Raw genomic sequence first — 12,451 nt, 5'->3', positions numbered from 1 at the left:
GCCCATTTTTCTGATCAGTGCCTCAAGCCAGTCCACCGATATGGAAGCTCTTCACTTCCAGGTATTCTTCGATACCGAGCTGCGAGCCCTCGCGGCCAAGACCGGACTGCTTGACGCCGCCGAACGGGGCGACTTCGGTGGAAATGGCACCTGTGTTCAAGCCGATCATGCCGAATTCCAGCGCTTCGCCCACGCGCCAGGACCGCTTCAGGCTCTCCGTGTAGAAATAAGCAGCCAGACCGAAAGGCGTGGCGTTGGCGATGGCGATCGCCTCCTCCTCTCGTTCGAAGCGGAATAGCGGCGCGACCGGCCCGAATGTTTCCTCGCTCGCGAGTAACATGTCGGTCGTGGCCCCGGCAAGAACGAGCGGCGCCGTGTATTGCGGGCCATCCGGCAGCTCGGGACGAGCTGAAACAATCGTGGCGCCCTTGGCAAGCGCGTCGGACACGTGGCGATTGATCTTCTCGATGGCCGCCTCGTTGATCATCGGCCCGATGTCGATACCACTCTCAGTACCGGACCCGACCTTCATCGCCGAGACGCGCGCCGCAAGCTTGGCGGCGAATGCATCGTAGACGCTCGCCTGTACCAGAATCCGGTTGGCACAGACGCAGGTCTGGCCGCCATTGCGAAATTTCGAGGCGATGGCGCCTTCGACAGCGAGATCGAGATCGGCGTCGTCGAAGACGATGAAGGGCGCGTTGCCGCCGAGCTCGAGGCTCAGCCTCTTCACGCTATCGGCGGCACCGCGCATCAGCAGCGAGCCGACGCGGGTCGAACCAGTGAAGGAAATCTTACGCACCGTCTCGTTCGCCATCAGTTCGTTGCCGATTGCCGTCGGCATGCCGGTGACGATGTTGATCACGCCTTCCGGGATGCCGGCGCGTTCGGCCAGCACGCCGAGCGCAAGCGCCGAGAAGGGCGTGAACTCCGAGGGTTTGATAACCACGGTGCAGCCGGCGGCCAGCGCCGGGGCGACTTTCCGCGTGATCATCGCGTTGGGGAAATTCCACGGCGTGATGATCGCCGATACGCCGACCGGGTCCTTGAGAACGATGATCCGGCGATCACGCGTCGGTGAGGGAATGGTGGTCCCACCGATACGCCGCGCTTCCTCGGCGAACCATTTGACAAAGGATGCGCCATAGCGGATCTCGGCCCGCGCCTCGGTGAGAGGCTTGCCCTGTTCAAGGGTCAGCAGAAGCGCGAGGTCCTCGATGTTCTCGATCATCAGATTGTGCCAGGCCTCGAGCAATGCGGCACGTTCGGCATGGGTCTTCCGACGCCAGGGATGGTAGGCTGCTTCCGCGGCCTCGATCGCGTCGCGCGTATCCGATCCGTCCATATCGGGAACGGTGCCAAGCGCTTTCTGCGTTGCCGGATCGATCACCTCGACGGTCTTTTCCGACGCAGCCGCACTCCAGGTTCCGCCGATCAGGCCTTGCTGCCGGAAGAGGCTTTTATCTTTGAGTATCTGCATTTCAGTCTCTCCTTCAGGCGAGGAATGTGAGGATGGTTTTCGCGATCGCCTCGGTTCTGTCTTTTCCCGGCACGGTGCCGACGCCGGCTTTCGTCGTCGCCTCGACGGCGGTCATGACGCGGGCAGCGGCAGCGCTCTCGCCGAGATGCTCGAGCATCATCGCGCCCGACCAGATCGCCGCGATCGGGCTGGCGATGCCGAGATGGGCGATATCGGGTGCGGAACCATGGACCGGCTCGAACATGGACGGTGCGGTGCGATCCGGATTGATATTGGCGGAGGCTGCGAAGCCGAGCCCGCCCTGGATGGCGGCACCGAGATCGGTGAGGATATCGCCGAACAGGTTGGAGGCGACGACCACATCGAGGGTTTCCGGCGCCATCACCATGCGCGCCGCCATTGCGTCGATGTGGTAGCTCGTCACCTCGACGTCGGGATACTCGGCAGAAACTAGGCGGGTGATCTCGTCCCAGAAGACCATGGAATGTTTCTGGGCATTGGATTTGGTGACTGAAGCCAGCCGGCCTCGCCGGGCCCGGGCCTGTTCGAAGCCGAAGCGCAGGATGCGTTCGACCCCCGTCCGCGTGAAGATGGCGGTCTCTATTGCGACTTCATCGGCCGTTCCCTGATGGACGCGGCCGCCGGCGCCGGAATATTCGCCTTCGGTGTTCTCCCTGATGCAGAGTATGTCGAAATTGCGAGCTTTCAGCGGACCGGAGACGCCGGGCAGGAGCCGATGCGGGCGGATATTGGCGTATTGCACGAAGGCCTTGCGGATCGGTAGTAGCAGCCCATGCAGCGAAACCGAATCCGGCACTTCAGCCGGCCAACCGACCGCGCCGAGTAGGATCGCGTCGAAGCGCCTGAGCGTTTCGATGCCGTCGGGGGGCATCATGGCGCCGGTTTGCTTGTAGAATTCGCAGGACCAAGGAAAAGTGGTTCCTGCAAGGGCAAAGTCCGACGTCTTCGCTACGGCCTGCAGCACATCCCAGGCCGCTTCGGTGACTGGTTTGCCGACGCCGTCTCCCGGCAGCAGCGCGATGGAATAGGTTTTCATGATCAGGTCCTAGAGGTTGATGAGTACGCTCTTGCTTTTGCGGTTGGCTTGGTAGGCTTCGCGGCCTAGATCCTTGCCGATGCCGGACTGCTTGTAGCCACCGGTCGGCAGAATGTGGTCGCGGGAGCGGCTGTAGCGATTGACCCAGACGGTACCGGCCTGCAGCCGCCGGGTGAGCCGGATAGCGCGCGAGAGATCACGGGTGAAGAGTCCTGCCGCCAGCCCATAGGTGGGATGATCGGCCACCATGAGTGCCTCTTCCTCATCCGTGAATGTCTGCAGCGTCAGCACCGGCCCGAAGATTTCCTCCATGACGGCGGGGGAGTCTTGGCCAACGTTCGACAGCAGCGTCGGCGCGTAGAAATAGCCTTTCCGATCGAGGAATTTTCCTCCGGCAAGGCACTCCGCGCCGGCGTCGAGCGCGGCCTGAACGATCGCGTCGATACGGTGGATCTGACGTTCGGAGATAATCGGCGAGTAATCGCTTGTCTCATCCCAGGTCGGGCCGGGCTTGATCGTTTGCATGCGGGCGAGAATCGCTGCGATGAGCGGTTCGGCGACGGATTGCTCGACGATGACGCGAGAGCCCGCGACGCAGGCCTGGCCGGCATTGACGAGAATGCTGTTGGCAATCGCGTTGGCGGCGAGCGTCAGATCGGCATCGGCAAAGACGATTTGCGGGCTCTTGCCGCCGAGTTCCAAGGTCATCGGTTTGACGCCGGTCCTCGCAATATTGGCCATGATCGCGGAGCCTGCGGCCGTCGAACCGGTGAAGCTGATCTTGGCGACATCGGGATGGCCGGTCATGGCATTGCCGGTGGTCGGCCCATCGCCGAGAACGATATTGATGAGACCCGCTGGAATGCCGGCGCGTACGGCAAGTTCGGCGAGGTAGAGCGTCGAAAAGGGCGTCATTTCCGAAGGCTTCAGCACGATCGCATTGCCGGCGGCGAGTGCTGGTCCGATTTTCCAGCCCGCCATGGAGAGCGGGAAATTCCAGGGTGTGATTGCGCCGACGACGCCGTAAGGCTCGGTCATGATCATGCCGAGACTGTCGTTGGCGGTCGGCACGAGATCGCTGCCTTCCTTGTCGGCGAATTCGGCGAAAAAACGGATCTGTTCGGCGGTGACGGCGACATCGCCTTGAATGAGTTGGCCCACCAAGCGGGTGGAGGATACGGCTTCGAGCCGGGCGAGCGTCTCGCCCTCTACCTCAATTAGGTCCGCCCAGCGATGCATGGCATTGGTGCGTTCGCGCGGGCGCCGGGTCGCCCAGCCGCTGTCCTTGAGCGCCTGCTTGGCTGTGGAGACAGCCTGATCGACGAGATCGGCGTCGGCCACAGGGTATTCGGCATAGGTAATACCATCGGACGGGCGTCGCATCGGCAACACCCCCTTGGCATCGACATAGCGTCCGCCGATGAAATGGCCCTTCGGCAACTGGATTGTGTCGGGATCAAAGCTCAGAGCCATAGCGGTGTCCTTGCGGAAGATTGGAGCAAGGCTACTCTGAGGATCTCGGTACTATGCGCCGTCTCGCTCTTGGCAACGAAGGAAAATCCCTTTTTTCCTCCACGCGGCAGTCGATTCTTCGTTCAGTGTCCATTCCTCCAACCTTCGCACCGCCGCTTGCGCGGCGGCGCATCGCTAAAGGTGATTACATCACCGTCACATAGATCTTCCGGACGGTTTCCACTGTCCGCCACGTGCCGGAGAAGCCCGGCTTCATCACGAAACTGTCGCCTGCTCTGTAGGTAACCGTCGCCCCATCATCCGGAGTGAGTTCGACGACGCCATCGAGGATATGGCAGAACTCGAAGGTCTCGCCCTTGATCGAGCGGGTGACACCCGGCGTCGCCTCCCAAATCCCGGTATGGACGAGCCCATCCCGAGCTACATCCTGCGCCCAGGTCTTGAACGAGGGATCACCCGAAATCAGGCGCTCGGGAACGGGTTTGGATTCGCGCGGGGCTTCGGGGCTGTTCGGGTCGATGGTCTTGAGAAGGGACATGTTTTCTCCTTTGCGCCCTGTTGTGGTCAGTAGCCGCGGCCGCGATCGACCAGGCCGATCGGGTCGAGACCGGCCCGATGGCGTTTGACGTTCTCGATCACCGCGCGGGCGGCGGTGTCGGGCTGTGTCACACTTGCGATGTGGGGCGTAAGCATGATCCGGGGATGCCGCCAGAAGGGATGTTCAGGGGGCAGGGGCTCCGGTTCGGTGACGTCGATCACTGCTCCCGACAACTGATGCATGTCGAGAGCGTGGATGAGGGCTTCGTGATCGAGTTGAGCGCCGCGTCCCACATGGACGAGCGCCGCTCCGATCGGAAGCGCCGAGAATAGGCCCGCATCGAGGATACCGCGCGTCTCCTCCGTGAGCGGTAGAAGACAGACCAAAATGTCTGTCTCGCCCAGAAAGGCCGTGAGCGACTCAGTGCCGTGATAACAGGTCACGCCATTGATCTCGCGCCGAGAACGGCTCCAGCCGGAGATCGGAAAGCCGAATGGCATTAGCCGATCGATGAGGGCCTGTCCGAGCACCCCGAGCCCGAGCACGCCGATCCGGCGCTGCGCAGCCTGCCGGACCGGCAGCGCTTGCCACCTGCCTTCGGACTGCTGCCCCATATAGGCCTTGAGATTGCGGTGAAGCGCCAGCACGGCCAGCGCCACATATTCCTGCATCATGCGCACGATACCGTCCTCGACCATGCGAACGAGTTTGACGCGCGGGGGTAGCGTTTCGACCCGGAACTGGTCCACACCAGCGCCGATCGAGAACACGATTTCGAGATTTTTGAGGCGGTCGAGATCGGGCGGCGCAGTCCAGGTCAGGAGGTAGCGGATATCGTCGGGATCGCACTCGGCCGTATCCATGACGAACGGGAGGTCGGGCAGATCGCGGGCGAAGGCCTCGGCGAAGATGCGCCCTCTCTCGCGATCGGAGTTGAACCAGAAAGCCATCGAAATCCCTCAGCTTCGAAGTGTTTCAGCCAGTCTCTCGATCATAGCCTGACACGCGGCGAGCTCGTCGACGCGGATGAATTCGTCGGCGCGATGAGCGCGAGCGATATCGCCCGGACCGCAAATGATCGCATCGATGCCTGCCGCCTGGTAAAGCCCGGCTTCCGTGCCGTAGCTTATCGCCGCAAGCGTCTCGGCACCTGTCAGTTCGTCCATCAGCCGGGCAAGCGGCGCATCCACGGCAAGTGAGAGCGCGGGGTAGGTGCTCAGGACTTCCCACACGGTGTGGAAGCCCTGCTGCGCCAGCGCATCGACGGCACGCTTGATCGGCTCGAGCAAAGCCGTTGGTGACACGCCGGCCACCGAGCGCGCTTCAAGCTCCGCGCTGCAGAGATCGGGTATGATGTTCACGGCCCGGCCGCCGGCGACCGTTCCCACCTGCACGGTCGAATAGGGCGGCTCAAAATTCTGGTCGAACGGGCCCGAGCGCAACGCCTCGACAACACGGAGCGCATCGTTCAGCACCATGGTCATCGCATGGATCGCGTTCAAACCTTGGTCGGGCCGCGACGAGTGGCCGGAACGCCCGCGGATCTCAATTCTTGCAGCGGCCTTGCCCTTGTGGGCACGGATCGCGCGCAGGCTGCTGGGCTCGCCGATGATCGCGCCCACGGGCTTCGCACAAAGCTCGGGTAGTTGATGGATGAGATGGGGAACACCTCTGCAGCCGGCTTCCTCGTCATAGGAAAAGGCAAAATGAAGAGGCTGCGTCAGCTGCATATTGGCGACCATGGGGAGCGCGGCGAGTGCGGAAGCGAGAAACCCCTTCATATCGCTCGTGCCGCGACCGAAAAGGCAATCGCCTTCCGCTCGCAGATGAAACGGGTCGGACGTCCAGTTTGGCTCCAGTGCCGGAACTACATCCATGTGTCCGGAGAGAATATAGCCGGCTTTGTCCTTCGGGCCGATCGTTGCAAACAGGTTGGCGCGATCGCCTTCCGGTCCCGGCAGAACTGTTACAGTTGCACCGTTGTGTTCGGCATAGTCTTTGATCCACGCAACGATCGTGTCGTTCGAAATGCCGACCACGCTGGGAAAACCGACCAGCCGCTCCAATATTTCTATGTGGTTCATTGCTCGTTCTCCTTGACGCGCTTCTGTTCGCGCCACCACCCTGTGATCCTCAAGACTAGGCGCTGGAGGGCTGATTTCATGCCGAAAGCCTATTCGGTTCAGTGAATTCTGTTGAACTGGGCGGCTTTTGAAGCGCAATCTATTGTGCGGGTTGAGTTACTGTGTTGGTGATCGACTGGCGTCATTGGCTGCCAGTGAGCACTTTTTTCATCAACCCGCCCACGGAGGTATCGGCAAGTGGCTCCGACCGCATCTGGTTCCATGCAGCTAAATTCCTTCAAGCTCGAATTGACCGACATCACAAAGGTCGAGCTCCGCAACCTTCATGCGCTATCGATGAGCGTAGGATGGCCGCATCGTGCCGAGGATTGGCAATTCCTGGTAGAGTTCGGCCAGGGCATCGCAGCCCTCGACGCGATCGGCCGTGTTCTCGGTTCGGCCATGTGGTTTCCCTATGGCGAAGATTTCGCGACCGTGGGCATGGTCATCACCTCGCCGAGGCTGCAGGCGAATGGCGCCGGTCAATGGTTTATGGAGCACTTGCTAGGCAACGTCGGCGATCGGAATCTTGGTCTCAGCGCCACCCACGCCGCTCGCCGGCTCTATCTGTCACTCAATTTCCAGCCCGAGGCGATCGTCTATCAATGCCAGGGCGAAGCGCTCGAGCCGCCCGTCGTGCCGCTGCCCGCGGACTCCTTCCTGCTGCCGATGGAATCGAGCGACCTCGCAGCGGTGGCGACACTTGACGAAACGGCGTTCGGCGCTGATCGCACCGCACTGCTCGAGCGCCTCTTCACCCAGGCAAAAGCTGTCGTGCTCATCCGCGACGGACACGTCGCCGCTTTCGCCATGTGCAGGCGGTTCGGGCGGGGCCATGTCGTCGGGCCGGTCGTGGCGGCCAACGATGCTGATGCGGTCGCCGTTGTCAGACCGCATGTCGCAGACCATGTCGGATCCTTTTTGCGTCTCGACACACGCGAAAAGAACGGAATATTTGCCGATTTTCTGGCGCGTTGCGGTCTATTCGTCTTCGATACTGTGACCTCGATGTCGCTTGGACGCGGTTGGCCGCCGGCGAGAGAGGATAACTCCCTCATCGCCCGACCCTACGGGCTTGTAAGCCATACTTTGGGTTAGCCGAACAACAGCCGATAGGGCGGCTACGGAACGAGCAGTGGGCTGGCTGTCTCTCGGCTCGTTGCCGCCGCCGAGTTCTGGTGTTGTTGCTATGTGTTGACGCGAATTGGTCGAAAAGCAGGGTCGGCCGATCGTATCCTATCAAGCGGGTCAGGGCTGCATTCGTGTCCGAACGCGGAAATAATTTCTGCATCCTGCGGGTCGTATCACGTGTCAGAAGAGCGTTCGATGCGCTGGCGTGGCCGCTGATTGCTCGCGTGTTGCACCGCGACGTGCCAACTCGGTTTGCGTGCTGAAGCGAATATACAGATCCTTGTCCTGGGCAAACTGGGGCGCGGCCACTGAATTCGGTACGCGAGGTGGGTCAAGGCAGTGAGATCGTCGAGATCGCTTTGCCCGTCAAGGCCGAGCGTTGCGCCGCTTGTCCGATCACTACGGCCCACAACCCATCTTCCAGCGTGACTTCCACCGGCTGCAGTCCCTGGATTGCCCGCTGGAAGCGCTGATGCTGGTAGAACGTCGAGCCATTGTGATCGCCAGCTTCGAGCAGATCGGGATCGACCGGAATCTCCACCGCACGCGGACCTTGGGGATGACGCGGCGAGACGATGACCTGGGGCACCGGCGGATCGCCCAGATGTGTCGGCCAGAAGCGGCCGGGGCCGGGCACCAGACATTCGATCTTGCCCTTCGGACCAACCGCGGAGATTTCCTCCTGATAGCGCGATCCCTCGGCAAACATGCAGAACTCCAGCATGGCGCGCGCACCGGAGGCGAAGTCCACGATGACATAGGCATGGTCCCAGATGTCGGAGCGCTCGCCTTCATAGACCTCGTTGACATGATTGACCGCCTGTCCGCCCGAAGCCATCACGCGGACGGGATCGGATTTCAGGATCACGCGCATTAGGTCGAAGAAGTGGCAGCATTTCTCGACCAGTGTACCGCCGGTCTTGGCGTTGAACCGGTTCCAGTCGCCGACCTTTTCGAGGAATGGAAAGCGGTGTTCGCGGATGGTGAGCATGCGGATACCGCCGGTCGCGGCCTCGGCCTCCTCGATCAGCCGCGCCACCGGCGGCATGTAGCGATATTCCATTGCCACCCAGATCGGGGCGGGGTAGGCGGCCCGTAGTGCGGCAACCCGAGGAGCATCCTCCGGCGCCGTGAATAGCGGTTTCTCGACCAGAACCGGAAGCGGCCGGATCGCGGCGATCATCTCGAGTTGCGGCAGGTGCAGATAGTTCGGGCTGGCGATAAGCAAGCAGTTCACGGCCTCGACCGCGAGCAGCGCCTCGATCGAATCGACCATCAACGCATCCGGTACTGCCCGGCTGGCGGCTTCGCGCATCGCGGGATCGGGCTCGAAGATGGCAGCAACCCGGCCTTCCCGCAGCAGCGCTATGTTGCACAGATGTTCCTGCCCCATCATGCCGCAGCCGATAATGCCGTAAGTCGGTATCACGTGTCGTTCCTTCCCTGTCTACTTCAGGCGCGAGACGTAGCGCGCGATCGCATGATCGAACCAAGTCCAGGACACCTCGGCCCGCTCGCCGTTCTGGTCGTGGCTGATGCGCAGCACATGCGGCACGGGGCTGCCCGGCCGCTGGCCGAAAATGTCGGGCGCCCAGTCCGGAACATGATCGAGCCCTACCTGGTCCTCAGCTCGGACAATCCACAGCGATAGCGCCGTGCGATAGAAGAGGTAGAGGCTCTCCGACATCGCCTCGCGATCAAGTGCCTCCGCGTAGCTCGCGTCGAGCCAAATCTCTTCCAATGCGGCGGGCTGGCCATTGAGACGACGAAGGCGGCGTATGCGGTGCGCCTCGCCGGATTTGCCGAAATTCGGCAGTTCCGGCGGCTTTGGCCGGCGATCCACAGTCAGCACTTCGGCAGTCGGCAGACCGCCGCCGTCGATCAGTTCGAGCCGGAACATCGCGTAAAGGCTCTTGGCATCGGAGACCGCCCTGATATAGTTCCCCGATCCCTGTATCCGTTCGAGCAGGCCCCGGTTCTGCAACTCAGCCAGCGCCTTGCGCAACGTGCCGACCGCAATGCCGAGTTCCCCCGCCAAATCACGCTCGGGCGCCAGCTTCTCACCATCGATCAGCCGCCCGGCCGCGATATCCCGAACGAGAAGCTCGGCCACCTGAAGGTAGATGGGCAGGCTGCCAGGGGCGGATGAGATCGGTTGCAAGATCGAAACGGCTCGCTACGAAAATTGATACACTATTGATCTACATGAATTCGAATGATACGCAAGGTCAAATGTCATTGACTGAAGGAATCGCCGATGAGCGTGGTGCCGATCCGGTCGGAGGATCTCGACGCGGCGGAAGTCTCCTGGTTCGCCGCGCTCTGCTCGGACGATTGCCAGTATCTCGGCGTACCCGACGGCAGCCTGCGCGCGAGCTGGGAGCATTGCTCGGAGATCGCGTTGAAGGCCGAAGCGCTCGGCTTCCGCAACATCCTATGCCCGTCCTCGTACCAGGTCGGGCAGGACACATTGACCTTCGTCGCGGGCTGCGCCCCCTCGACCGACAGGATCAATTTCCTTGCCGCGATCCGCTGCGGCGAGATGCAGCCGATCATGCTCGCCCGCACCGTCGCCACGCTCGACCATATGCTGAAAGGTCGGCTGACACTCAACGTCATCAGCTCGGATTTCCCTGGCGAGGTGGCCGACAGCGCGTATCGCTATCGCCGCAGCCATGAGGTGGTGGAAATCCTGCGCCAGGCCTGGACACGCGATACGATCGACCACGATGGCGAGGTCTATCAGTTCAAGGGCGTGCCGACCGGCCCGGCAAAGCCCTATCAGCACAATGGCGGCCCGCTCCTCTATTTCGGTGGCTATTCACCGGATGCACTCGAACTTTGCGGCGCCCAATGCGACGTCTACCTGATGTGGCCGGAAACCAAGGACATGCTGGCCGAGCGCATGAAGGCCGTTCACGCCCGCGCGGAGGCGCATGGGCGCGTGCTCGATTATGGCCTGCGCGTGCATATGATTGTCCGCGACACCGAGAAGGAGGCGCGCGATTATGCCGAGCATCTGGTGTCGAAACTTGACGACGAATACGGCAAGCTGATCCGCGAACGGGCGCACGATTCCATCTCGCTCGGCGTCGCGCATCAGGCGCGGGCGCGTGAACTCGCCGACCAGTTCGGCTATGTCGAGCCGCATCTGTGGACTGGGATCGGCCGTGCCCGTTCGGGCTGCGGCGCGGCCCTTGTGGGCTCTACTGATCAGGTTCTTTCCGAGCTAGAGGAGTATCGTAGGATGGGCATCCGTGCCTTCATCCTGTCGGGCTACCCGCATCTCGAAGAGGCCGAGCAATTCGGCACCAAAGTGCTGCCGCAACTGAAGACCTGCTCGCTGCCGCATGCCTATGGCCGCGTTCCCGCCGAGATGCCGGCGACGCCGCTCGGTATGGGGGAGCGGCGGTGATGGAAACATATCTCGCTTGCACCGGCGCGCCGGCCGGGCCATTCAGGCCAGCGCTTGCGCCAATCCGATGAGCGACGATGCCAGGCGCGCCGTTCTCATGGGATCACGGCACGTCGGAGCGAACCGGTCCGGTGGAGGCGCGCTCGACCAGATGGCATGCGAGTTCCACGCGGCGCGGCAAGTAGGGCAATCCCGAAAGATTGTCGTAGAGAAGATCGAGCCCGGACGAGCCGATTTCGCGCATCGGAATATGCATCGTCGTCAGCGGCGGGTTGAGGAAGGCCGCCTGCGGCAGGTCGTCCATGCCCATGACGGAAACATCACCCGGAACGGAATAACCCATCTGTTGCACGCCCATCATAGCGCCGACCGCCAGGCTGTCGCCGGCTGCGAGCACGGCGGTGAAATCGAGGCCGCGTTCTCTGATGCGGGCGGCGATGGCCTGGATACCAAGCTCCGGCAGCCAGTCATCGACGGGGACCAGAAGATCATCATCGGCGGGCAAGCCACGATGCAGCAACGCATCGCGCCAGCCTTCGAAACGCCGTTCGATCGTGCGCCGGCCGGGCCGCATGAGAAAGAGGATGCGGCTGTGGCCGAGGTCGATCAGATGATTGGCCGCCAGCCTGGCGCTCGACCGGTTGCAGGGCGTGACACTGGAAAGCCGCATCAGGGGATCGTCGCTGTTGAGCAGGACGATCGATTTATCGAAGTTCTGGGTGGCGGCCAGCATGTCCTCGTCGTCGATGGTCAGAAACAACAGGCCGGCGACCTCGGGATCATTGCGCGCTTCGTCCAGCACGACGAGTTCCTCGCGTTTGTCAGCCATCGGACGGGTGACGATTTCAAGGCCGAGCGCCTGCGCTCGCTCCTTGAGCCCCTCGAGCACATAGAGCGTAAACTGGCTGCGGACATAGTCGATCATCGCCGCGCTCGACGCGGCCAGGATCACCTTCTGCCCGGCGACGGCACGGGGCACGGTGTAATTCGAATGCTTGGCAGCCTCGAGGATCTGCTGGCGGATTTCCGGCCGCACGCCCTTCTCGCCGGCAATCGCCCGCGAAACCGTGCTGAGCGAGACGCCGCAGGCCTCCGCGATGTCTTCCAGCCGCACACGTTTGGATTTCTTTCCGCGTTTGCCCGGTTCAGGTTTTGCGATCATAGCGGCCTCCCCAAGTTCTCCCGCGACCATGAAAAAAATTTTCAGATTGCGCAAGAAAATTCTTTCCGGCAT

The 12,451-nt window shown here is 62.1% G+C and carries 11 protein-coding genes; 2 read left to right on the top strand and 9 right to left on the bottom strand.

Annotated elements, in window-relative coordinates; genetic code table 11:
• Window positions 1–22 precede the first annotated feature (22 nt).
• The 6 genes from ACSQ26_RS19700 to argE form a co-directional block, all read right to left on the bottom strand.
• Entirely contained in the window at window positions 23–1,480 is a 1,458-nt protein-coding gene (locus ACSQ26_RS19700; protein ID WP_436011829.1) for an NAD-dependent succinate-semialdehyde dehydrogenase, read from the bottom strand.
• Between the two features lie 13 nt (window positions 1,481–1,493).
• Window positions 1,494–2,537 carry a tartrate dehydrogenase gene (locus tag ACSQ26_RS19695; RefSeq protein ID WP_436011827.1) on the bottom strand — a complete coding sequence of 348 codons (1,044 nt, stop codon included), beginning with the start codon at window positions 2,535–2,537 and terminating at the stop codon, window positions 1,494–1,496.
• A gap of 9 nt (window positions 2,538–2,546) precedes the next feature.
• A complete protein-coding gene (locus ACSQ26_RS19690; protein WP_436011825.1) occupies window positions 2,547–4,010 on the bottom strand; it encodes an aldehyde dehydrogenase family protein in 1,464 nt (487 codons plus the stop codon).
• A 184-nt stretch (window positions 4,011–4,194) separates the two neighbouring features.
• Window positions 4,195–4,548 (bottom strand): cupin domain-containing protein, encoded by a 354-nt coding sequence (locus ACSQ26_RS19685; protein WP_436011823.1) that lies wholly within the window; start codon window positions 4,546–4,548, stop codon window positions 4,195–4,197.
• Window positions 4,549–4,574: 26 nt separating this feature from the next.
• The gene (locus ACSQ26_RS19680) at window positions 4,575–5,498 is read right to left on the bottom strand and encodes a 2-hydroxyacid dehydrogenase (protein ID WP_436011821.1); all 924 of its coding nucleotides are present in this window, start codon (window positions 5,496–5,498) and stop codon (window positions 4,575–4,577) included.
• 9 nt (window positions 5,499–5,507) lie between these two features.
• Window positions 5,508–6,632 (bottom strand): acetylornithine deacetylase, encoded by a 1,125-nt coding sequence (gene argE, locus ACSQ26_RS19675; protein WP_436011820.1) that lies wholly within the window; start codon window positions 6,630–6,632, stop codon window positions 5,508–5,510.
• A 261-nt stretch (window positions 6,633–6,893) separates the two neighbouring features.
• On the opposite strand from argE, the gene ACSQ26_RS19670 reads away from it, so the two are divergent.
• On the top strand, window positions 6,894–7,769 hold the full coding sequence (locus tag ACSQ26_RS19670; protein WP_436011818.1) for a GNAT family N-acetyltransferase: 876 nt from the start codon (window positions 6,894–6,896) through the stop codon (window positions 7,767–7,769).
• A 364-nt stretch (window positions 7,770–8,133) separates the two neighbouring features.
• On the opposite strand, the gene ACSQ26_RS19665 is transcribed toward ACSQ26_RS19670, so the two are convergent.
• Window positions 8,134–9,231, bottom strand: coding sequence for a Gfo/Idh/MocA family protein (locus tag ACSQ26_RS19665; protein WP_436011816.1), 1,098 nt, complete (start codon window positions 9,229–9,231; stop codon window positions 8,134–8,136).
• Window positions 9,232–9,249: 18 nt separating this feature from the next.
• Entirely contained in the window at window positions 9,250–9,954 is a 705-nt protein-coding gene (locus tag ACSQ26_RS19660) for a GntR family transcriptional regulator (RefSeq protein ID WP_436015362.1), read from the bottom strand.
• A gap of 105 nt (window positions 9,955–10,059) precedes the next feature.
• On the opposite strand from ACSQ26_RS19660, the gene ACSQ26_RS19655 reads away from it, so the two are divergent.
• Window positions 10,060–11,217, top strand: a complete 1,158-nt coding sequence (locus ACSQ26_RS19655; protein ID WP_436011814.1) for an LLM class flavin-dependent oxidoreductase — start codon at window positions 10,060–10,062, stop codon at window positions 11,215–11,217.
• Between the two features lie 103 nt (window positions 11,218–11,320).
• On the opposite strand, the gene ACSQ26_RS19650 is transcribed toward ACSQ26_RS19655, so the two are convergent.
• Window positions 11,321–12,379 (bottom strand): LacI family DNA-binding transcriptional regulator, encoded by a 1,059-nt coding sequence (locus tag ACSQ26_RS19650; RefSeq protein ID WP_436011812.1) that lies wholly within the window; start codon window positions 12,377–12,379, stop codon window positions 11,321–11,323.
• Between the last annotated feature and the right edge of the window lie 72 nt (window positions 12,380–12,451).

Origin of the sequence: Rhizobium sp. LjRoot254, from assembly GCF_964254105.1 — a bacterium.
Classification (GTDB): domain Bacteria; phylum Pseudomonadota; class Alphaproteobacteria; order Rhizobiales; family Rhizobiaceae; genus Rhizobium_E.
The sequence above is the reverse complement of the archived record's forward strand: the minus strand, read 5'-3'. Positions and strand labels throughout refer to the sequence as shown.